20 protein-coding genes are annotated in these 20,722 nt (G+C 58.6%); 9 read left to right on the top strand and 11 right to left on the bottom strand.

Going from position 1 to position 20,722, the window contains the following annotated elements; translation table 11 throughout:
- Positions 1 to 169 precede the first annotated feature (169 nt).
- On the top strand, positions 170 to 1,051 hold the full coding sequence (locus tag LIX91_RS20675) for an alpha/beta fold hydrolase (RefSeq protein ID WP_226489065.1): 882 nt from the start codon (positions 170 to 172) through the stop codon (positions 1,049 to 1,051).
- Between the two features lie 153 nt (positions 1,052 to 1,204).
- Here LIX91_RS20675 and LIX91_RS20670 read toward each other — a convergent pair whose 3' ends face one another.
- The gene (locus LIX91_RS20670) at positions 1,205 to 3,430 is read right to left on the bottom strand and encodes an NADP-dependent isocitrate dehydrogenase (RefSeq protein ID WP_226489054.1); all 2,226 of its coding nucleotides are present in this window, start codon (positions 3,428 to 3,430) and stop codon (positions 1,205 to 1,207) included.
- A gap of 618 nt (positions 3,431 to 4,048) precedes the next feature.
- A complete protein-coding gene (locus LIX91_RS20665; protein WP_272912621.1) occupies positions 4,049 to 4,333 on the bottom strand; it encodes a cold shock domain-containing protein in 285 nt (94 codons plus the stop codon).
- A 219-nt stretch (positions 4,334 to 4,552) separates the two neighbouring features.
- Here LIX91_RS20665 and clpS point away from each other — a divergent pair, with 219 nt between their 5' ends.
- Both clpS and clpA read left to right on the top strand, forming a co-directional pair.
- Positions 4,553 to 4,915 (top strand): ATP-dependent Clp protease adapter ClpS, encoded by a 363-nt coding sequence (gene clpS / locus LIX91_RS20660; RefSeq protein WP_226489053.1) that lies wholly within the window; start codon positions 4,553 to 4,555, stop codon positions 4,913 to 4,915.
- A gap of 30 nt (positions 4,916 to 4,945) precedes the next feature.
- Positions 4,946 to 7,219 (top strand): ATP-dependent Clp protease ATP-binding subunit ClpA, encoded by a 2,274-nt coding sequence (clpA, locus tag LIX91_RS20655; protein WP_003371759.1) that lies wholly within the window; start codon positions 4,946 to 4,948, stop codon positions 7,217 to 7,219.
- A gap of 117 nt (positions 7,220 to 7,336) precedes the next feature.
- Here the strand turns inward: clpA and infA are convergent, their stop codons facing one another.
- The 3 genes from infA to aat all read right to left on the bottom strand — a co-directional run bounded on the left by infA (position 7,337) and on the right by aat (position 9,101).
- The gene (infA, locus tag LIX91_RS20650; RefSeq protein ID WP_002553999.1) at positions 7,337 to 7,555 is read right to left on the bottom strand and encodes a translation initiation factor IF-1; all 219 of its coding nucleotides are present in this window, start codon (positions 7,553 to 7,555) and stop codon (positions 7,337 to 7,339) included.
- 101 nt (positions 7,556 to 7,656) lie between these two features.
- The gene (locus LIX91_RS20645; RefSeq protein WP_046270285.1) at positions 7,657 to 8,364 is read right to left on the bottom strand and encodes an arginyltransferase; all 708 of its coding nucleotides are present in this window, start codon (positions 8,362 to 8,364) and stop codon (positions 7,657 to 7,659) included.
- A gap of 47 nt (positions 8,365 to 8,411) precedes the next feature.
- Positions 8,412 to 9,101: a leucyl/phenylalanyl-tRNA--protein transferase gene (gene aat, locus LIX91_RS20640; RefSeq protein ID WP_100072887.1), complete on the bottom strand. Its 690-nt coding sequence runs from the start codon at positions 9,099 to 9,101 to the stop codon at positions 8,412 to 8,414.
- Positions 9,102 to 9,569: 468 nt separating this feature from the next.
- On the opposite strand from aat, the gene ftsK reads away from it, so the two are divergent.
- The 6 genes from ftsK to cysG all read left to right on the top strand — a co-directional run bounded on the left by ftsK (position 9,570) and on the right by cysG (position 17,081).
- Positions 9,570 to 11,975, top strand: coding sequence for a DNA translocase FtsK (gene ftsK / locus LIX91_RS20635; protein ID WP_003343466.1), 2,406 nt, complete (start codon positions 9,570 to 9,572; stop codon positions 11,973 to 11,975).
- Positions 11,976 to 12,050: 75 nt separating this feature from the next.
- Positions 12,051 to 12,674 carry an outer membrane lipoprotein chaperone LolA gene (gene lolA / locus LIX91_RS20630; RefSeq protein WP_003371767.1) on the top strand — a complete coding sequence of 208 codons (624 nt, stop codon included), beginning with the start codon at positions 12,051 to 12,053 and terminating at the stop codon, positions 12,672 to 12,674.
- Positions 12,675 to 12,692: 18 nt separating this feature from the next.
- Positions 12,693 to 14,015: a replication-associated recombination protein A gene (locus LIX91_RS20625; RefSeq protein ID WP_003405078.1), complete on the top strand. Its 1,323-nt coding sequence runs from the start codon at positions 12,693 to 12,695 to the stop codon at positions 14,013 to 14,015.
- Positions 14,015 to 14,389 (top strand): fluoride efflux transporter CrcB, encoded by a 375-nt coding sequence (gene crcB, locus LIX91_RS20620; protein WP_003317947.1) that lies wholly within the window; start codon positions 14,015 to 14,017, stop codon positions 14,387 to 14,389. Before LIX91_RS20625 ends, crcB begins: the two co-directional genes overlap by 1 nt.
- Before the next feature lie 16 nt (positions 14,390 to 14,405).
- Positions 14,406 to 15,686 (top strand): serine--tRNA ligase, encoded by a 1,281-nt coding sequence (gene serS / locus LIX91_RS20615; protein ID WP_003317946.1) that lies wholly within the window; start codon positions 14,406 to 14,408, stop codon positions 15,684 to 15,686.
- Complete coding sequence (gene cysG, locus LIX91_RS20610; RefSeq protein WP_003417582.1) at positions 15,687 to 17,081, top strand: siroheme synthase CysG; 1,395 nt, start codon at positions 15,687 to 15,689, stop codon at positions 17,079 to 17,081.
- 50 nt (positions 17,082 to 17,131) lie between these two features.
- Here the strand turns inward: cysG and LIX91_RS20605 are convergent, their stop codons facing one another.
- The 6 genes from LIX91_RS20605 to tusD all read right to left on the bottom strand — a co-directional run bounded on the left by LIX91_RS20605 (position 17,132) and on the right by tusD (position 20,612).
- Positions 17,132 to 18,130: a glutathione S-transferase family protein gene (locus LIX91_RS20605; protein ID WP_226489052.1), complete on the bottom strand. Its 999-nt coding sequence runs from the start codon at positions 18,128 to 18,130 to the stop codon at positions 17,132 to 17,134.
- Positions 18,131 to 18,226: 96 nt separating this feature from the next.
- Complete coding sequence (locus tag LIX91_RS20600) at positions 18,227 to 19,228, bottom strand: glycosyl transferase family protein (RefSeq protein ID WP_024665363.1); 1,002 nt, start codon at positions 19,226 to 19,228, stop codon at positions 18,227 to 18,229.
- Positions 19,225 to 19,560, bottom strand: a complete 336-nt coding sequence (locus LIX91_RS20595) for a TusE/DsrC/DsvC family sulfur relay protein (RefSeq protein WP_003411635.1) — start codon at positions 19,558 to 19,560, stop codon at positions 19,225 to 19,227. Before LIX91_RS20595 ends, LIX91_RS20600 begins: the two co-directional genes overlap by 4 nt.
- Entirely contained in the window at positions 19,557 to 19,856 is a 300-nt protein-coding gene (gene tusB, locus LIX91_RS20590; RefSeq protein ID WP_003411630.1) for a sulfurtransferase complex subunit TusB, read from the bottom strand. The genes LIX91_RS20595 and tusB overlap by 4 nt, the downstream gene beginning before the upstream one ends.
- Entirely contained in the window at positions 19,856 to 20,218 is a 363-nt protein-coding gene (gene tusC / locus LIX91_RS20585; RefSeq protein WP_032698760.1) for a sulfurtransferase complex subunit TusC, read from the bottom strand. The genes tusB and tusC overlap by 1 nt, the downstream gene beginning before the upstream one ends.
- Position 20,219: 1 nt before the next feature.
- Entirely contained in the window at positions 20,220 to 20,612 is a 393-nt protein-coding gene (gene tusD, locus LIX91_RS20580; RefSeq protein ID WP_003371788.1) for a sulfurtransferase complex subunit TusD, read from the bottom strand.
- Positions 20,613 to 20,722: the final 110 nt, after the last annotated feature.

Raw genomic sequence — 20,722 nt, 5'->3', positions numbered from 1 at the left:
AGACTCTTCTATGAAAAATTTCGGTTCAGCCGACGCTGAAAATGCCGCATCCGGTGTCAGTCGGCGCAAGGTTTTACAAGCGTCAGCGTTAGGCGCTGCTTCTGCTCTCGGGGCGTCTTTGGTGAGCGCCGCTTCTGCAAGCAATAAACCTCTATCCAGGGAAAATACAATGAACAGTGATGATGCCTTCCGCGTGACGTTTCACACTCAGCAGGTAGGGGACGTCGATGTGTTCTATCGCGAAGTCGGAGCCAAGGACGCCCCGGTGCTGCTGTTGCTTCATGGTTTTCCGAGTTCCAGCCACATGTTTCGCGACCTGATGCCCTTGCTGGCGAGTCAGTACCGCCTGATCGCTCCCGATCTGCCTGGATTCGGTAATACCAAGGCTCCATCGCGCGGGCAGTTCGATTACACATTCGAAAACCTTTACAAGGTGATCGAGCGCTTCACCGAGGCACTGGGCCTGAAGAAATACGCGTTATACCTATTCGACTATGGTGCACCGACAGGTTTGCGGCTCGCAGCGGCTAACCCGGAGAAGGTGACTGCAATCATCAGTCAGAACGGCAACGCCTACCTGGAAGGATTCAGCGATCAATGGGGCCCGTGGCAAGCCTATTGGCGCGAGCCTTCGGCAGCCAATCGCGAAGCCTGTCGCGCCTCTTTGTCACCGCAAGTCATCCGGGACTGGCAATACGGTACGGGAACCGATCCTGAAAAGCTTTCTCCCGATGGCTACAACCTCGACATTATGTATATGGCGCGGCCGGGCGCAGAAGAGATCCAGCTTGACCTGATTCTTGACTACCGCAGTAACGTAGCGGCTTACCCCTCGTTTCAGGAATACCTGCGCAAATATCAGCCTCCCTTGCTGGCGGTCTGGGGCAAGCACGATCCGGCGTTCATACCGCCTGGCGCGCATGCTTATCGCAAGGACGTCCCGGCTGCTGAAGTGCATCTGCTGGATGCAGGGCACTTTGCATTGGAAACACACGCGCCTGAGATCGCCGAATACATTCGCGACTTTCTTTCGCGCACGCTGAAAAGTTGAAAGGGGGTGATCATGTTCTTGAGCTGGGATCTCCCAGTCGCAAGAGATCACACCTGTAGCTGAAATTTTTCATGGGTAAAAAAAATCCCCGGCAACAAGCCGGGGATTTTTTTGCGAGGCGGTGCATTTTTATGCACCGCCTCGGATTGCCTCTTACAGCGCGGCGATGGCCGCGTTGAGCGTGGCGCTCGGGCGCATGGCCTTGCTGGTGACTTCCGGGTTAGGGAAGTAGTAGCCGCCAATGTCCACCGGCTTGCCCTGAACGGCGTTCAGCTCGGCAACGATTTTTTCTTCGTTGTCGGTCAGAGTCTTGGCCAGAGGTGCGAACTGCGCCTTGAGGTCTGCATCGTCGTTCTGAGCAGCCAGTGCCTGAGCCCAGAACAGGGTCAGGTAGAAGTGGCTGCCGCGGTTGTCGATACCGCCTACCTTGCGCGAAGGCGACTTGTTGCGGTCCAGGAACTCGCCAGTGGCCTGGTCGAGGGTCCTGGACAGAACCAGCGCTTTCGGATTGTTGTAGGCATGGCCCAGATGCTCGAGGGACGCTGCCAGCGCCAGGAATTCGCCCAGCGAATCCCAGCGCAGGAAGTTTTCCTCGACGAACTGCTGCACGTGCTTCGGAGCCGAACCACCCGCGCCGGTTTCGAACAGGCCGCCGCCGTTCATCAGTGGAACGATCGACAGCATCTTCGCGCTGGTGCCCAGTTCCATGATCGGGAACAGGTCAGTCAGGTAGTCGCGCAGAACGTTGCCGGTCACCGAAATGGTGTCCTTGCCTGCGCGAGTGCGTTCCAGGGTCAGCTTCATCGCGTCGACAGGTGACAGGATCTGGATATCCAGGCCCGACGTGTCGTGATCGCCCAGGTACTTGCGCACTTTCTCGATCATCACGCTGTCGTGGGCGCGGGACGAGTCCAGCCAGAAGATAGCCGGGGTGTTGCTGGCGCGGGCACGGTTGACGGCCAGTTTCACCCAATCCTGGATCGGTGCATCCTTGGCCTGGCACATACGCCAGATATCGCCGGCTTCGACGTTCTGTTCCATCAGCAGGTTGCCCTGGCTGTCGGTTACGCGAACCACGCCGTTGGTCTGAATGTGGAACGTCTTGTCGTGGGAGCCATACTCTTCGGCTTTCTGAGCCATCAGGCCGACGTTCGGTACGCTGCCCATGGTAGTCGGGTCGAATGCGCCATTTTTCTTGCAGTCTTCGATGACCGCTTGATAAATGGTGGCGTAGCAGCGATCCGGAATGACGGCCTTGGCATCGTGCAACTGACCATCTGTGCCCCACATCTTGCCGGAGTCACGAATCATCGCTGGCATCGAGGCGTCGACGATAACGTCGCTCGGCACGTGCAGGTTGGTGATGCCCTTGTCGGAATTGACCATCGCCAGCTGTGGACGAACGGCGTAGACCGCTTCGATGTCAGCCTTGATTTCTGCCTGCTTGTCAGCGGGCAGGGCAGTGATGCGCTCGTACAGGTCGCCGATGCCGTTGTTCAGGCTGAAGCCGATCTGCTTGAGCGTATCGGCGTGCTTGGTCAGCGCGTCCTTGTAGAACTCGTCGACGATCTGGCCAAACATGATCGGGTCGGAGATCTTCATCATGGTGGCTTTCAAGTGCACCGAAAACAGCACGCCCTGCTTGCGGGCGTCTTCGATTTCGGCAGCAATGAAGCTGCGCAGGGCCTTGGCGCTCATGACCGAGCAGTCGACGACCTCGCCAGCCTTGACGGAGGTTTTTTCCTTCAGGACGGTGGTGGTGCCGTCCTGGGCGACGAGCTCGATCTTAACGGTGTTGTCGGCTGCGATCTCGACGGCTTTTTCGCTGCCGTAGAAGTCGCCGTTGCTCATGTGTGCAACGTGAGCCTTGGAGTCAGCTGACCAGGCGCCCATCTTGTGCGGGTGCTTGCGCGCGTAGTTCTTGACCGACAGTGGGGCACGGCGATCGGAGTTGCCTTCGCGCAGAACCGGGTTCACGGCGCTGCCCTTGGTCTTGTCGTAGCGTGCGCGGGTTTCTTTTTCCGCGTCGGTGGCAGGGTTTTCAGGGTAGTCGGGAATCTTGTAGCCCTGATCCTGAAGCTCCTTGATGGTCGCCTTCAATTGCGGGACCGAGGCGCTGATGTTAGGCAGCTTGATGATGTTGGCTTCTGGCGTAGTGGCCAGTTTGCCCAGCTCGGCGAGATGATCCGGCACTTGTTGATCGGCGCCAAGCGACTCCGGGAAGCTTGAAAGAACACGGCCCGCCAGGGAGATGTCGCGCGTTTCCACGTCGATATCGGAGGAGGCTGTGAACGCTTCGATAATAGGCAGCAGCGAATAGGTGGCGAGGGCCGGAGCTTCGTCGGTGAAGGTGTAGATGATCTTCGAGCGGTTGGACATTCGTATTAACTCTCTTTTGCTGAGCATGCACAAAATCTCGATACGCGCATTCTAAGCGCGCTTGCCCACGGTTCGGCCATGAGCCAGGTCGAGGTTTATTCGCGGTGATGTTGGGTGCATCAGTCGAGCGTCAAGCTGTCGGGTCAGGTAGCAGCCCGACGCATAAGGAAGGCCGAGGGTCAGAATTCGGACGGGTCGGCCTTGATGACTCTGCGGTCACGGCGCGAGTATATCAAACCATTGGCACCAAGCATTAATGCTATGCGAGCTATCGAAAAATGAATATCCGCCGTTGGTCGAACGCGCAGTCTTCCATACAGGTGTCTGGAATGCCTGCATGTGGGGCTTGGCAAGCGCTGAGGCGGGGGATCGGATGGGAAGGGCGATTTTCGTTGCTCAGAGGGGTTTGGAGCAGACGAGCGGAACGTCCTGAATTGGAGTCTGGGCATCCGCGGTGCAATAACCGCTAATTCGACACCCTGTGGAGCGTGACGGATATAAAACAGACCAATGTCCCTGTCTTTTTACGTCTCCGGCAAAGCTCATTGCATGTTTCTATTAATTCGGCTGGCTCTGATGGCTGCCACTATAGGTCTAATCACTTTTTCAACATGAGTATCAGGCGTCCGCGTGAGCGTGGTCCTGCTGGTGCAGCGGATTTGTTTCTTTTGCCGGATCCAGCTTTTTTTCTTCCGAACTGCTGATTTTTATCGCCAGAAGCCCTTTTGGACCGTGGACGCGTTCAAATCTGACTTTCTGGCCAGCCCTTAGAGTTTTGTAACCGTCCATTTCGATGGCTGAGAAATGAACGAACAGATCCTCGTCACTCTTGTCTTCAGCGTTTATGAACCCAAACCCTTTTGCATTGTTGAACCACTTGACTTTTCCTTCAATCATCACCATCTCCCTCTGCAAAGGACTCCGTCAGGAGTATCATCCACTTCAATCCGCTGCCCACCCCAAAAAATTTTGGTTGACTGCGCGGACCCTTTTTACCCAATGTGGGCTCTATTGTTTGTAACACCGTTTAGCTGATAGTCAAGGTCATGTGGCAGCCCATTTAAAAACCGTCCAGACTGCGACTAAATTGCTCAATCCGCCCTCAAACGAACATTTCTTTCCATGCATGCATTCAGCAAGATTCGACTAACATTCAATCAGGATGATCCGCAGTCGCACGAGGACGACTCGGCGGGCATTGCGGTGCAGGACACCAAGCCGACCCTGCAGGCGCCACCGATGTACAAGGTGGTTTTATTCAACGATGACTACACCCCGATGGATTTCGTCGTAGAAGTACTCGAGGTGTTTTTTAACCTGAATCGTGAGCTGGCCACCAAAGTCATGCTGGCCGTCCATACAGAGGGACGGGCAGTCTGCGGATTGTTTACCCGCGACATCGCCGAGACCAAGGCAATGCAGGTCAATCAATACGCCAGGGAGAGCCAGCATCCGCTACTCTGTGAGATCGAGAAGGACGGTTAAACGCCGACCACTTGGGTATGAGGTGAAGCTATGTTAAACCGTGAGCTCGAAGTCACCCTCAATCTTGCCTTCAAGGAGGCACGTTCGAAGCGTCATGAGTTCATGACGGTCGAGCATCTCCTGCTGGCTCTATTGGATAATGAGGCTGCAGCCACTGTCCTGCGTGCCTGCGGCGCAAACCTCGATAAACTCAAGCATGATCTGCAGGAGTTCATCGACTCCACCACTCCGCTGATCCCCGTTCATGACGAGGACCGCGAGACACAACCGACGCTCGGGTTCCAGCGTGTGCTGCAACGGGCAGTCTTCCACGTGCAGAGCTCAGGCAAGCGCGAAGTGACCGGCGCCAATGTGCTGGTTGCGATTTTCAGTGAGCAGGAAAGCCAGGCCGTATTTCTGCTCAAGCAGCAGAGCGTGGCCCGGATCGATGTCGTCAACTATATCGCCCACGGTATCTCCAAGGTTCCAGGGCATGGCGAACACTCTTCTGAAGGTGAACAGGATATGCAGGACGACGAGGGCGGTGAAGCATCTTCCTCAGGCAATCCTCTGGATGCCTATGCCAGCAATCTGAACGAGTTGGCGCGCCAGGGGCGCATCGATCCACTGGTCGGCCGCGAAAGCGAAGTCGAGCGGGTGGCACAGATTCTGGCTCGTCGTCGCAAGAACAATCCTTTGCTGGTCGGCGAAGCGGGTGTCGGTAAAACGGCCATCGCCGAAGGTCTGGCCAAGCGCATCGTCGACAATCAGGTGCCTGACCTGCTTGCCAACAGCGTCGTCTACTCGCTCGACCTGGGCGCGTTGCTGGCCGGGACGAAATACCGTGGCGATTTCGAGAAGCGCTTCAAGGCGTTGCTCAACGAGCTGCGCAAGCGTCCTCAGGCGATCCTGTTCATTGACGAGATCCACACGATCATCGGTGCTGGCGCAGCTTCCGGCGGGGTGATGGATGCTTCCAACCTGCTCAAGCCGCTGCTGTCGTCCGGCGAGATCCGTTGTATCGGTTCGACCACCTTTCAGGAGTTTCGCGGGATTTTCGAGAAGGATCGTGCCTTGGCACGTCGCTTCCAGAAAGTCGACGTGTCCGAGCCTTCGGTCGAGGACACCATCGGCATCCTGCGCGGCCTGAAAAGCCGTTTCGAGCAGCATCACAGCATCGAGTATAGCGACGAGGCCCTGCGCGCCGCCGCCGAGCTCGCTTCGCGCTACATCAACGACCGTCATATGCCTGACAAGGCCATTGATGTGATCGATGAAGCGGGTGCCTATCAGCGTCTGCAGCCTGTCGAACAACGCGTCAAGCGTATCGACGTGCCTCAGGTCGAAGATATTGTCGCCAAGATCGCGCGCATTCCGCCAAAGCACGTCAACAGTTCCGACAAGGAACTGCTGCGTAATCTGGAGCGCGATCTCAAGCTCACGGTGTTTGGACAGGATGCGGCCATCGATTCGTTGTCGACTGCGATCAAACTGTCTCGGGCAGGTCTAAAGTCGCCTGACAAACCGGTCGGTTCGTTCCTGTTCGCCGGTCCTACGGGCGTCGGCAAGACCGAGGCGGCTCGTCAGCTGGCCAAGGCGCTGGGCGTCGAGTTGATCCGTTTCGACATGTCCGAGTACATGGAACGGCATACCGTTTCCCGTCTGATCGGCGCGCCTCCGGGCTACGTCGGTTTCGACCAGGGCGGCCTGCTGACCGAGGCCATTACCCGTCAGCCGCATTGCGTGCTGTTGCTCGATGAAATCGAAAAGGCTCACCCGGAAGTCTTCAATCTGCTTCTGCAGGTAATGGACCACGGTACGCTGACCGACAATAACGGGCGCAAGGCGGACTTCCGCAATGTGATCGTGATCATGACTACCAACGCCGGGGCCGAGTCTGCTGCGCGCGCTTCGATCGGTTTCACGCATCAGGACCACTCGTCTGACGCGATGGAAGTGATCAAGAAGAGCTTCACGCCGGAGTTCCGCAACCGTCTGGATACCATCATTCAGTTCGGTCGCCTCAGCCACGAAGTCATCAAGAGCGTGGTCGACAAGTTCCTCACCGAGCTTCAGGCCCAGCTGGAAGACAAGCGCGTACTGCTCGAAGTGTCCGAGGCGGCGAGAAGCTGGCTGGCGCAGGGTGGTTACGATGCGGCAATGGGTGCCAGACCTATGGCGCGCCTGATTCAGGACAAGATCAAACGGCCTCTCGCCGAAGAGATCCTGTTCGGCGAACTGTCAGAACATGGCGGCGTGGTTCACATCGATATCAAGGATGGCGAGATCACCTTCGATTTCGAAACCACGGCAGAAATGGCCTGATAGCCGACGCCTCGCCCCGCATCATTGATGGATGCGGGGCAGGTAGAGGACATCGACTGTAAAAAACAGGCATACAAAAACGCCCGGCTTATGCCGGGCGTTTTCGTTAATACCTGTTTAGCGAGCGCGGTAGGTGATGCGCCCTTTGCTCAGGTCATAGGGCGTCAGCTCTACGCGCACTTTGTCACCGGTCAGAATACGGATGTAATTCTTGCGCATCTTGCCGGAGATATGCGCGGTTACGACGTGCCCGTTTTCCAACTCCACGCGAAACATGGTGTTGGGCAGGGTGTCGACGACAGTGCCTTCCATTTCGAAGCTGTCTTCTTTCGACATGCAGTAAAGCCCTCGGTATACAAATGAGTGGCCCGGTGCAAGTGGCGCCAGGCAAAAGCGGCGTGCATTGTGCCCGAAAAAACCAGTTTAAGCCAAGGGGTTCAATACAGAGTGACCCATCTTTGATTGGTGAGCAGCTCGATGGGGCGATATTGGGTCTTGTAATTCATCTTTTTGCAGTTCTTGATCCAGTAGCCGAGGTACACCGCCTGCAGTTCCAGTCTGGCCGCTTCGGCGATCTGCCACAAAATCGCGTAACGGCCCAGACTGCGGCGTTCTTCATCGGGTTCATAGAACGTATAGACCGCTGAAAGCCCATTGGGCAGAAGGTCGGTGACGGCAACTGCCAGCAGGCGTTGATCGACCCGAAACTCGTAAAAGCGCGAAAAAGGCAGGTCGCGAACCAGAAATGTCGAAAATTGCTCACGGCTTGGCGGAAACATGTCGCCGTCAGCGTGACGCTGTTCGATATAACGCTGATAAAGATCGAAATATTCCTGAGTGAACACCGGTTTGGCGCTTTGCACCTGAATGTCGGCATTGCGTTTCAGAATGCGTTTTTGCTGACGGTCGGGAACGAAGAGGCTCACCGGAATGCGTGCAGGTACACAGGCGCTGCAGTTCTGGCAGTGCGGGCGATAGAGGTGATCACCGCTGCGGCGAAAACCCATGTCCGACAGGTCGGCATAGACCTGTACATCCATCGGCTGGCTGGGGTCCAGAAACAGGGTCGTCGCCTGCTCTTCGGGCAGGTAACTGCAAGTGTGCGGTTGAGTGGCATAAAACTTCAGCCTCGCCAGCTCTGTCATGGTCGTCGCCTAATGGTGAATCCTTACCATGAGTGTATGTCAGCCTGTCAAACTCGCCTAGCTGACCAGTCGGCGTCGGTCGGCTGATCCAGATGGCGGGACAGGTAATCGGCAAAAGTCTGCCGAGGAATGGCGCGCGCGCCGAAGCTATGCAAATGTTGAGTGGGCATCTGGCAATCGATCAACACAAATCCCCAGCCAGTCAAATGCTCTACCAGCGTGGCAAAGCCGATTTTCGAGGCGTTGTCTGCCCGGCTGAACATCGACTCGCCGAAAAACAGCTGGCCCATTGCCAGGCCGTAAAGTCCGCCGACCAGTTCATCCTGATCCCAGACCTCGACGCTGTGCGCGTGGCCACGGCGGTGCAACTCAACGTAGGCCGCCTGCATCGAGCCGGTTATCCAGGTTTCGTTGGCGTAGCTGCGAGGTGCAGCGCAGGCCTTGATCACGCTGGCAAAATCCTGATCGAAGGTCACCCGATAGCGCGACTGGCGCAGAAGCTTGCCGAGGCTTCGCGAGACATGCAGTTCTTCAGGAAACAGCACCGTGCGCGGATCGGGAGACCACCAGAGAATCGGCTGACCGTCCTGAAACCAGGGAAAGCAGCCATGTCGATAAGCGCTGATCAGGCGATCGGCCGACAAGTCTCCGCCTGCGGCAAGTAAACCGTTGGGTTCACGAAGGGCTTTTTCCAGTGGGGGGAAATCGAGGCTGTTGCGGGTCAACCAGGTCAGCATGGCATCACAACTTTACGGAAGGGGAGGGCGCACCTGTCTGTGTGTGCAACTCTGTGCGACAGGCGTGGTCACAAGCGGTTGTCATTATGGCGCGTACCTTGTGCATGCGGTAGGGCGCGAGCCTCGCAGAGGTCATGTGGTCGTTCATGTTGCGGGCCGTTGACAGAAACACGCCATAAGCCTTTGTCACAAAACGTAATGCATGCTCAAATTGAACATCGTCAGTGAAGGTGAAAGCGTGTTCCGTCTTGCGGAACCGTCTGAAGTGGATCTGGTGTGTTTTCGTACAGACTCAAGTGGCTGTAAAACCGTACAATGCCTGTTTTGGGCGTTATCATTCAAGCGTCTGTCGGCAGGCTTTCCCGCTGTCTGCACTCCCTGTTCACGCGGGAGCAGTCAGTGCCGTCCGACAGCCGTTTCTGGTCAATCAACGAGATGTTCGCGCTACCGCGCAGGAAATAAAGCGTTTTGAAGAAATCCACCCCAGCACCCAGCGCTGTCCCGCTTTGGCGGCAGCAATTGCACTACCGGCTCAAGGAAGGGGCCCTGATCGCCTTTGGCGCACTGTGCCTGTATCTGATGATGGCCTTGCTGACCTACGATCAGAGCGATCCCGGCTGGAGCCATACCAGCAGCAATGCGGCACAGGTGCAGAATGCCGCAGGGCGTGCAGGTGCGTTCTGTGCCGATATTCTGTTCATGATTCTGGGCTATTTCGCCTACATCTTCCCGCTGTTGCTGGCGATCAAGGCCTGGCAGGTCTTTCGCCATCGCCATGAGCCTTGGCAGTGGAGCGGCTGGCTGTTTTCCTGGCGTCTGATCGGGCTGGTGTTCCTGATCCTCGCGGGCGCTGCGCTGGCGCATATCCACTTTCATTTCTCGGCAGGCTTCCCGGGCTCGGCAGGCGGTGTGCTGGGCGAAGTGCTCGGCGATCTGGCCAAGAAAGCCCTGAATATTCAGGGCAGCACCTTGCTGTTCATCGCCCTGTTTCTGTTCGGCCTGACGGTGTTTACCGACCTGTCCTGGTTCAAGGTGATGGATGTCACCGGCAAGATCACCCTCGACCTGTTCGAACTGTTTCAGGGCGCTGCGAACCGCTGGTGGACCGCCCGCGCCGAACGCAAGCAGATGGTTGCGCAGTTGCGTGAGGTGGACATGCGCGTCAACGATGTGGTGGCGCCTGTGGCGCCCGATCGTCGCGAGCAGGCCAAGGCCAGAGAACGTCTGGTGGAGCGTGAAGCGTCGTTGAGCAAACACATGACCGAGCGCGAAAAACACGTGCCAGCGGTCATCGCGCCAGCGCCTTCGAAGCCTGTAGAGCCCAGCAAGCGCGTCATGAAGGAAAAGCAGGCCCCGCTGTTCGTGGACAGCGCAGTGGAAGGCACGCTGCCGCCGATTTCCATCCTCGACCCGGCAGAGAAGAAGCAGCTCAACTATTCGCCAGAGTCTCTGGCGGCCGTCGGTCATTTGCTGGAAATCAAGCTCAAGGAATTCGGTGTGGAGGTCTCGGTAGACTCCATCCATCCCGGTCCGGTGATTACCCGCTACGAGATCCAGCCAGCCGCCGGCGTCAAGGTCAGCCGCATTTCCAACCTCGCCAAGGACCTTGCGCGCTCGCTCGCCGTGACCAGCGTTCGTGTGGTCGAGGTGATTCCGGGCAAGACCACCGTCGGTATCGAGATCCCTAACGAAGATCGCCAGATCGTGCGCTTCTCCGAAGTGTTGTCCACCCCCGAATACGATAACGCCAAGTCGCCCGTCACCCTGGCGCTGGGCCACGACATCGGCGGCAAGCCGGTGATTACCGATCTGGCGAAGATGCCCCACCTGCTGGTGGCCGGTACGACCGGTTCCGGTAAATCGGTGGGTGTGAACGCCATGATCCTGTCGATCCTGTTCAAGTCCGGCCCGGAAGACGCCAAGCTGATCATGATCGACCCGAAAATGCTCGAGCTGTCCATCTACGAAGGTATTCCGCACCTGTTGTGTCCGGTGGTCACCGACATGAAGGACGCCGCCAACGCCCTGCGCTGGAGCGTTGCCGAGATGGAGCGCCGCTACAAGCTGATGGCGAAGATGGGCGTGCGTAACCTGTCCGGCTTCAACCAGAAGGTCAAGGAAGCTCAGGATGCAGGCGAGCCGCTTGCCGATCCGCTGTACAAGCGCGAAAGCATTCATGACGAAGCGCCGCTGCTAAGCAAGCTGCCGACCATCGTCGTGGTGGTGGACGAGTTCGCCGACATGATGATGATCGTCGGCAAAAAGGTCGAAGAGCTGATCGCGCGTATCGCCCAGAAAGCGCGTGCTGCGGGCATCCACCTGATTCTCGCGACCCAGCGTCCGTCGGTGGATGTGATCACCGGTCTGATCAAGGCCAACATTCCGACGCGTATGGCGTTCCAGGTGTCGAGCAAGATCGATTCGCGGACCATCATCGACCAGGGCGGTGCAGAACAACTGTTGGGCCACGGCGACATGCTGTACATGCCGCCAGGCACCAGCCTGCCGATTCGTGTGCATGGCGCGTTCGTTTCCGACGAAGAAGTGCATCGTGTGGTAGAAGCCTGGAAGCTGCGTGGTTCCCCGGACTACAACGACGATATTCTCGCTGGCGTCGAAGAGCCCGGCAGCGGCTTTGATGGCGGTGGCGGCGAAGGCAGTGAAGACAGCGAAAGCGACGCGCTTTACGATGAGGCCGTCAAGTTCGTGCTGGAAAGCCGTCGCGCTTCGATTTCTGCCGTACAGCGCAAGTTGAAGATCGGCTATAACCGCGCAGCGCGCATGATCGAAGCGATGGAAATGGCAGGGGTCGTGACCTCCATGAATACCAACGGTTCGCGCGAAGTCCTGGCCCCCGGGCCGGTGCGCGACTGATTTTATCACCCCGTATTGCGGCGACGGCGTGCACGCCACGCTGTCGTATCATCATCGACTTCAAAGAGGAATCCAATGCGCCTTATCCGCATGCTGTTGGCCACCGCACTGACCTTCTCCATGATCCCCGCCCATGCCGACAGCAAAGACGTGGCGCGCCTGACTCAGTTGCTGGAGAAATCCCAGACCCTGACCGCGCGCTTCTCGCAACTGACGCTGGACGGTGGCGGTACCCAGTTGCAGGAAACCACCGGCGAAATGGCCCTGCAGCGTCCTGGCCTGTTCAACTGGCATACCGATGCGCCACAGGAGCAGTTGATGGTCTCGGACGGCAAGAAAGTCTCGCTGTGGGACCCTGATCTGGAGCAGGTGACGATCAAGAAGCTCGACCAGCGCCTGACCCAGACTCCAGCCTTGCTGTTGTCCGGTGATGTATCGAAGATCAGTGAAAGCTTCGACATCACCGCGAAAGAGGCGGGTGGCGTTATCGATTTCGTGCTCAAGCCCAAGACCAAGGACACGCTGTTCGACAGCCTGCGCCTGTCGTTTCGCAACGGCATCATCAACGACATGCAATTGATCGACAGCGTGGGTCAGCGCACCAATATCCTGTTTACCGGGGTCAAGGCCAACGAGTCGATCGCAGCCAGCAAGTTTCAGTTCCAGATTCCCAAGGGCGCTGATGTCATTCAAGAGTAAAAGGGCCGATTTCTGACCATGGACTTGTTCAGCCGCGAACCGATAGCTCAGCCTCTGGCTGCACGTTTGCGTGCTACCAACCTGGATGAATATGTCGGCCAGGAACACGTGCTTGCCCACGGCAAGCCTCTACGTGAGGCGCTGGAGCAAGGCGCACTGCACTCGATGATTTTCTGGGGCCCGCCAGGGGTGGGCAAGACCACCCTGGCGAAGCTGCTGGCCAAAGTGTCGGACGCGCACTTCGAGACGGTTTCGGCGGTGCTCGCCGGGGTCAAGGAAATCCGTCAGGCCGTCGAAGTCGCCCGGCAGCAGGCCGGACAGTACGGCAAGCGCACCATCCTGTTCGTCGACGAAGTGCACCGCTTCAACAAGTCACAGCAGGATGCCTTCCTGCCTTACGTCGAGGACGGCACGCTGATCTTTATCGGCGCGACCACCGAAAACCCCTCGTTCGAACTCAACAACGCCTTGTTGTCCCGGGCGCGTGTCTACGTGCTCAAAAGCCTGGACGAGGCGGCGCTGCGCAAGCTGGTCAATCGTGCCCTGACCGAAGAGCGCGGGCTGGGCAAGCGGCAGTTGACCCTGAGCGATGAGGGGTTTGCGATTCTGATGTCCGCCGCCGATGGCGACGGTCGGCGCATGCTCAACCTGCTGGAGAACGCCTCGGATCTGGCCGAAGACGGCAGCGAAATCGATGTCGGGCTGCTGCAGAGCCTGTTGGGTGACAGTCGACGCCGCTTCGACAAGGGCGGCGAGGCGTTCTACGACCAGATATCGGCACTGCACAAGTCGATTCGTGGTTCCAATCCCGACGCGGCCCTGTACTGGTTTGCGCGGATGATCGACGGTGGCTGTGACCCACTGTATCTGGCGCGCCGCGTGGTGCGCATGGCCAGTGAAGATATCGGCAATGCCGACCCTCGTGCGCTGCCGTTGTGCATGTCCGCCTGGGATGTACAGGAACGCCTTGGCAGTCCCGAGGGCGAGCTGGCGGTTGCACAGGCCATTGTCTATCTCGCCTGTGCGCCAAAAAGCAACGCGGTCTACATGGCGTTCAAGGCGGCCATGCGCGAAGCGGGCGAGCACGGTTCGCTGGAGGTTCCACTGCACTTGCGCAATGCGCCTACCAAGCTGATGAAGCAACTCGGTTACGGCGAAGAATATCGCTATGCCCATGATGAGCCTGATGCTTACGCAGCTGGCGAAGACTACTTTCCAGACGAGCTGGAGCCACGGCAGTATTACCAGCCTGTGCCTCGCGGTCTGGAGCTCAAGATCGGTGAAAAGCTCAGGCATCTGAATGCATTGGACGATGCCAGCCCTCGTAAGCGGAGAAAGTGATGATTCAGACTATTCTTGCGGTGTCGATTGCCGGGATCGCTGGTACATTATTGCGCTTTGCGACAGGTACCTGGGTCAGCGCCAACTGGCCACGTTATTTTTATGCGGCGACGCTGGCGGTCAACATCGTCGGGTGCCTGATCATCGGTGTACTGTACGGACTGTTCCTGCTGCGTCCGGAAGTGCCCATCGAAATTCGTGCCGGCTTGCTTGTCGGCTTTGTAGGCGGTCTGACGACCTTTTCATCCTTTTCACTGGATACGCTGCGCCTGCTGGAAAGCGGGCAGGTACCGCTGGCCCTCGGCTATGCCGGTATCAGCGTATTCGGCGGGCTGCTCGCAACCTGGGCTGGCCTGTCCCTGACCAGACTTTGATAGACGAGAGAACGATATGCTCGATTCCAAACTGTTACGTACTCAACTTCAGGACGTAGCGGATCGCCTGGCTTCCCGTGGTTTCACGCTGGATGTGGCGCGCATTGAATCGCTGGAAGCCCAGCGCAAGGTAGTGCAGACCCGCACCGAACAGCTGCAGGCCGAGCGCAATGCACGTTCCAAATCCATTGGTCAGGCCAAGCAGCGCGGCGAAGACATTGCGCCGTTGATGGCTGATGTCGAGCGCATGGGCAACGAGCTGAGCGAAGGCAAGGTCGAGCTGGACGGCATTCAGGCCGAACTGGATGCGCTGGTGCTGAGCATTCCGAACCTGCCTCACGAGTCCGTGCCGGTCGGTGCCGACGAAGAAGGCAACGTCGAAGTGCGTCGCTGGGGTACGCCGACGTCATTCGATTTCGAGGTCAAGGATCACGTCGCGCTGGGCGAGAAGTTCGGCTGGCTGGATTTCGAGACTGCCGCCAAGCTGTCCGGCGCGCGCTTTGCGCTGCTGCGTGGCCCGATCGCGCGTCTGCACCGTGCCCTGGCACAGTTCATGATCAATCTGCACATCAACGAGCACGGCTACGAAGAGACTTACACGCCGTATCTGGTGCAGGCACCAGCGTTGCAGGGCACAGGTCAGTTACCCAAGTTCGAGGAAGACCTGTTCAAGATCTCCCGCGAAGGCGAGGCCGATCTGTACCTGATCCCGACTGCCGAAGTGTCGCTGACCAATATCGTGTCGGGTGAAATTCTTGATGCCAAACAGCTGCCTCTCAAGTTTGTCGCCCATACCCCTTGCTTCCGCAGTGAGGCGGGCGCGTCCGGGCGTGATACCCGCGGCATGATTCGCCAGCACCAGTTCGACAAGGTCGAGATGGTCCAGATCGTTGCGCCTGATGACTCCATGGCCGCGCTCGAGTCGCTGACCGGCAACGCCGAACGCGTGCTGCAACTGCTTGAACTGCCTTATCGCACGCTGGCGCTGTGCACCGGCGACATGGGTTTCAGTGCGGTGAAGACCTACGACCTTGAAGTCTGGATTCCGAGCCAGGACAAATATCGCGAAATCTCTTCCTGCTCCAACTGCGGTGATTTCCAGGCGCGGCGCATGCAGGCTCGCTGGCGCAACCCGGAAACCGGCAAGCCGGAGCTGGTCCACACCCTCAACGGGTCGGGCCTGGCGGTAGGTCGCACACTGGTGGCAGTGCTGGAGAACTATCAGCAGGCGGACGGTTCGATTCGTGTGCCTGAGGTGCTCAAGCCGTACATGGGCGGCCTTGAGGTCATCGGTTAAATGGAATTTCTGCCGCTGTTCCATAACCTGCGTGGCAGCCGGGTGCTGGTGGTTGGCGGCGGTGAAATTGCGCTGCGCAAATCACGCCTGATTGCCGACGCCGGTGCAGTGCTGCGCGTGGTTGCGCCGGAAATCGAGGCGCAACTGAGCGAGCTGGTTGTCCAGAGCGGCGGTGAAATGATCCTGCGCGGCTACAGCGAATGCGACCTTGATGGTTGCGTGCTGATCATTGCTGCGACGGATGATGAGCCGCTCAATGCGCAGGTGTCCCGCGATGCCCGCTTGCGTTGCGTTCCGGTCAACGTGGTCGACGCCCCGGCGCTGTGTACGGTGATCTTTCCGGCCATCGTCGACCGCTCGCCCTTGGTGATTGCCGTGTCCAGTGGCGGCGATGCGCCGGTGCTGGCGCGTTTGATTCGCGCCAAGCTGGAAACCTGGATTCCCTCCAGCTACGGGCAGCTCGCCGGACTGGCTGCGCGCTTTCGCAATCAGGTCAAAGGCCTGTTTCCGAATGTGCAGCAGCGCCGAGCGTTCTGGGAAGATGTTTTTCAGGGCGCCATTGCCGATCGCCAGCTGGCCGGGCAGGGTGCTGAAGCCGAACGTATGCTGATCGCCAAGATTGCTGGCGAGCCGCCTTCCGAGACCGGTGAGGTCTATCTGGTCGGTGCGGGTCCCGGTGATCCGGATTTGCTGACTTTCCGCGCCTTGCGCCTGATGCAGCAAGCGGATGTGGTGCTGTATGACCGCCTGGTCGCGCCAACGATTCTTGACCTGTGCCGTCGTGATGCAGAGCGTGTTTACGTTGGCAAACGCCGTGCGGAGCATGCCGTTCCGCAGGAGCAGATCAACCAGCAACTCGTGGCGCTGGCAAAACAGGGCAAGCGAGTGGTGCGTCTGAAGGGCGGCGATCCGTTCATCTTCGGCCGTGGCGGCGAGGAAATCGAAGAACTGGCGGCGCATGGCATCCCGTTTCAGGTGGTGCCTGGCATCACCGCTGCCAGCGGTTGCGCGGCGTATGCGGGTATACCGCTGACGCACCGTGATCATGCGCAATCGGTACGTTTCATCACCGGGCACTTGAAGAACGGCACAACAGATCTGCCCTGGTCAGACCTGGTAGCGCCTGCGCAAACATTGGTGTTTTACATGGGGCTGATCGGTTTGCCGGTTATCTGTGATCAGTTGATCCGGCACGGTCGCTCTGCCGACACGCCTGCTGCACTGGTCGAGCAGGGCACCACCGTCAATCAGCGTGTGTTCACGGGTACTTTGGCAAACCTGCCGCAGCTGGTCGCCGAGCATGATGTTCATGCGCCGACGCTGGTGATCATCGGTGAGGTGGTCAAGTTGCGTGAAAAGCTGGCGTGGTTCGAGGGCGCTCAGGCGACTCTCTGATGCCAATGGTGGGTAGCCCGTCCGGGCTATCCACCACTTCTTCCCATACGTCAGTTGTTCCAGACACCTTCACCGGACAGTCGCTCACGGTCGTGATCTGCCTGCAGATCGAGTGCGGGCCCCTTCGGTATGATGCCGGTCGGGTTGATGGTGCGATGGCTCCCGTAGTAATGCCCTTTGATGTGTTCGAAACTTACCGTCTCCGCGATACCCGGCCACTGATACAGCTCGCGTAGCCAGTTGCTGAGATTGGGGTAATCTGCGATGCGCCGCAGGTTGCATTTGAAGTGGCTGTAATACACCGCATCGAAGCGCACGATGGTGGTGAACAGGCGTATGTCGGCTTCGGTGAGGTGTTTGCCTGTCAGGTAACGCTTTTCACCGAGCAGGTTTTCCAGCACGTCCAGTTCAGCGAACACATCGTCGAACGCCTCCTCATACGCGCCCTGCGAGGTGGCGAAACCAACCCGGTACACGCCGTTGTTGACCTTCGGGTAGATCTGCTCGTTGAGCTCGTCAATGCTCGCGCGTAGCGCTTGCGGGTAGAAATCCAGCGTATTGCCGGTCAGCTCGTCGAATGCAGAATTGAACATGCGGACGATTTCCGCAGATTCGTTGCTGACGATGCATTGCTGCTGCTTGTCCCACAGCACCGGAACGGTGACGCGGCCGGTGTATCGAGGGTCGTCGGCGGTATAGCGCTGGTGAAGGAACTGCAGGTCATCCAGGGCATCGCCGCTGGAGCCTTTCTGCTGATCGAAGGTCCAGCCGTCTTCCAGCATCAGCCAACTGACTACCGATACATCGATAAGGCCTTCCAGGCCCTTGAGCTTGCGCAAAATAAGCGTGCGGTGTGCCCACGGGCAAGCCAGAGACACGTACAGGTGATAGCGGCCCGCCTGCGCAGCAAACCCGCCTGCACCGGACGGTCCCGGCTGTCCATCGGGCGTGACCCAATTGCGTCGCTGCGCATTTTCGCGCTGAAATGCGCCATCTTTGCTGCTTTCGTACCACTGGTCTTGCCAGCGTCCTTCGACCAGAAGGCCCATGTCTGACTCCCATTCCCAGGTTATAGAGCTTGGAGGTCAGCGCAGGTGCATCGGTTCGACTGTATTACGGCCTTTCATTGTCAAAAGGCCGAAGGGTCACAGATTGATGTCGCGGCGATCCCAGAATACCTGTGCCTGGGCGAAGGCCTCGTCACGATCGACGCCCAGGCCGCGAAGGGCGAGCGCCATGGTCGATATCAATGCCAGTTGCGGGTAACTGTCTTCGATTTCTCCTCGCCACAAGGCCAGCAGTTGCTGCGGGTCGAGTGTCGCCGGTTTTACGTGGCGGCGTGGTGAGAGCGCTGGCCATTCTTCATCCCACGGCTGGCCGCCGGTGGTGCCGTACAGGTGGCTGATGGTGTCGGGGTTGATCTCGATTTCGCCGCCGTCACCCTTGACCACGATGGCGTTGTCGCCGAGCAGGCTGCTGGCATCGCGATGCACGCTCTGATAGCCCGGGTGAAAAATGCTTTGCAGACCGCAACGCGCCTGCAGCGGATTGAGAATGCGTGCCAGCGAATGAATCGGCGAGCGTAGCCCCAGCGTGTTGCGCAGATCGATCATGCGCTGCAACTGCGGTGCCCAGTCAGCGAGCGGAATGAACGCCAGATGGTCTTGCTCGAGCGAAGTCTTGACCGCTGACCAGTTGCGGCACAGCGGTATCTTCAGCAGATCGAGCAACTGCTCGGTGTACAGACGCCCTGCGGTATGCGCACCGCCGCCGTGCAGGAGGATCCTGACGCCGTTTTGCGCCAGGCATTTGGCTGCCAGCAGATACCAGGGCAGGTGACGCTTTTTCCCGGCGTAGGTCGGCCAGTCGATGTCGACCTGCATGTCGGGAGCATGCAGACGTTCACGCACCGCCTCGGTAAACCCCGCCAGCTCCTCGGGGCTTTCTTCCTTATGACGCAGCAGCATCAGAAAAGCGCCAAGCTGGGTGTCCTCGACTTTTTCATCGAGCAACATGCCCATGGCTTCCCGTGCTTCCTCGCGAGTCAGGTTGCGCGCGCCACGTTTGCCTTTGCCCAGAATGCGAACGAAGGTCGCAAAGGGATGCTCTTCTGGTGTTTCAGTGACAAGCGCAGCGTAATCATTCATATGCAATTGGTCGGCTTGGGCAGGCCCGCCAGCTTGGCGGCGAGTTTGGCGGGAGTGCCGTTGAACAGGCGATTGAGGTGCATGCTGTTGCCTTTTTCCGCACCCAGCTTCAGCGCGGTGTATTTGATCAGCGGCCGCGTCGCGGGCGAAAGCTGGAACTCGGCGTAAAAACCTCGCAGCAGCTCAAGGATTTCAAGGTGCTCGGCACTCAGCTCGATACCTTCCTCGGCAGACAAGGCGTGGGCGACGTCCAGCGACCAGTCGCTGAGGTCTTGCAGAAAACCATCCTTGTCCAGTTCGATGCTGCGCCCGTTAATGTTCAACTGTTTCATAACCAGGTATTGACCTTGTCGAAGCGCAGCGACAGCTCCACGAACGCCGGGTAATCGATGCTGCTGACTCCGGCAGGGAGGGGGAGATTGCGTGCGCTGAGGTCTTCGTCGAGGGCGAACAGTTGCGATGAGTCGACCAACGACTGAAGGGCTTTGAGCTGCGCACTGGATGGCATCAGCGCATAGGTGGCATCGCCACAGAGCAGTACGCCATCATCGTTGCCCAGCAAGCGCAGGCAACTGTCCAGCCGGGTGTCGGCGAACGGCGAGTGAGAGACAACGTGCAAAGTAGCCATCAGATCGTGATCACCTCGTCGTAGCGGTCAAAAAGCGCTGACAATTCCGCGCGCGTAGTCAATTGGCTCAGCTCTTCGCTCAATGCGCCAGGAGAGATGCCGCGCTCGGCCAGGCTCTGCCCGCAGACGTAAAGGTCTTCGACACCGAACATCGGCAGGGCTTTCAGGTTTGCGGTCAGGTCTTTCTGTTGCAGAGCGTCGGGCGACTGCTGTGGCGACAACTGAAAAACCCCATCGTCCAGAAACAGCAGGCCCACCGACAGATCGAATGCTCCGCCCGCCAGTACGATATCCAGTGCTTCGCGGGCACCTGGGCCGGACCACGGCGACTGACGGCTGACAACCAATAGTGATCTGGGCATCTCATGGCCCTCCGAAGCAGATCAGGCGATCAGCCGATTGCACGGCATCGTGCAGCTGGCCCAGCCCGGACAATTCCCATGGCTCGCGCAGGTTTGCCGCCGGCCGCTGGTAACGCTCGGCCTCTTGCGTGTCGAGCACACCGCGACGCAACGCGGCGGCAATGCACACCACGCCGTCCAGCTTGTGCTCGACGATGAAGTCACGCCACTGCAGTGCCATATCCTGCTCGTCCTGCGGCGTCACGACGTTGGCGGACGCGCTGTGTACGCCGTCCTGATAGAAGAACAACCGGACAATTTCATGTCCGCCTGCCAGCACCGCCCTGGCGAACTGCAAGGCTCGCCGAGAGGAGGGCGCATGCGCGGCGGAAAAAAGGGAGATGGCGAATTTCATGATCGGCTCTGCCAACAAAACATGCGCAATGATAAAGAATTCAAGGGCAGGCGTGTGAGTTTGGCGCGTGTTGACCTGCAAGCGCTGGGCCGGGATGCAACGGTTTGCGC

The organism is Pseudomonas sp. B20 (genome assembly GCF_020515755.1).
GTDB classification, from domain to species: domain Bacteria; phylum Pseudomonadota; class Gammaproteobacteria; order Pseudomonadales; family Pseudomonadaceae; genus Aquipseudomonas; species Aquipseudomonas syringae.
The sequence above is the reverse complement of the archived record's forward strand: the minus strand, read 5'-3'. Positions and strand labels throughout refer to the sequence as shown.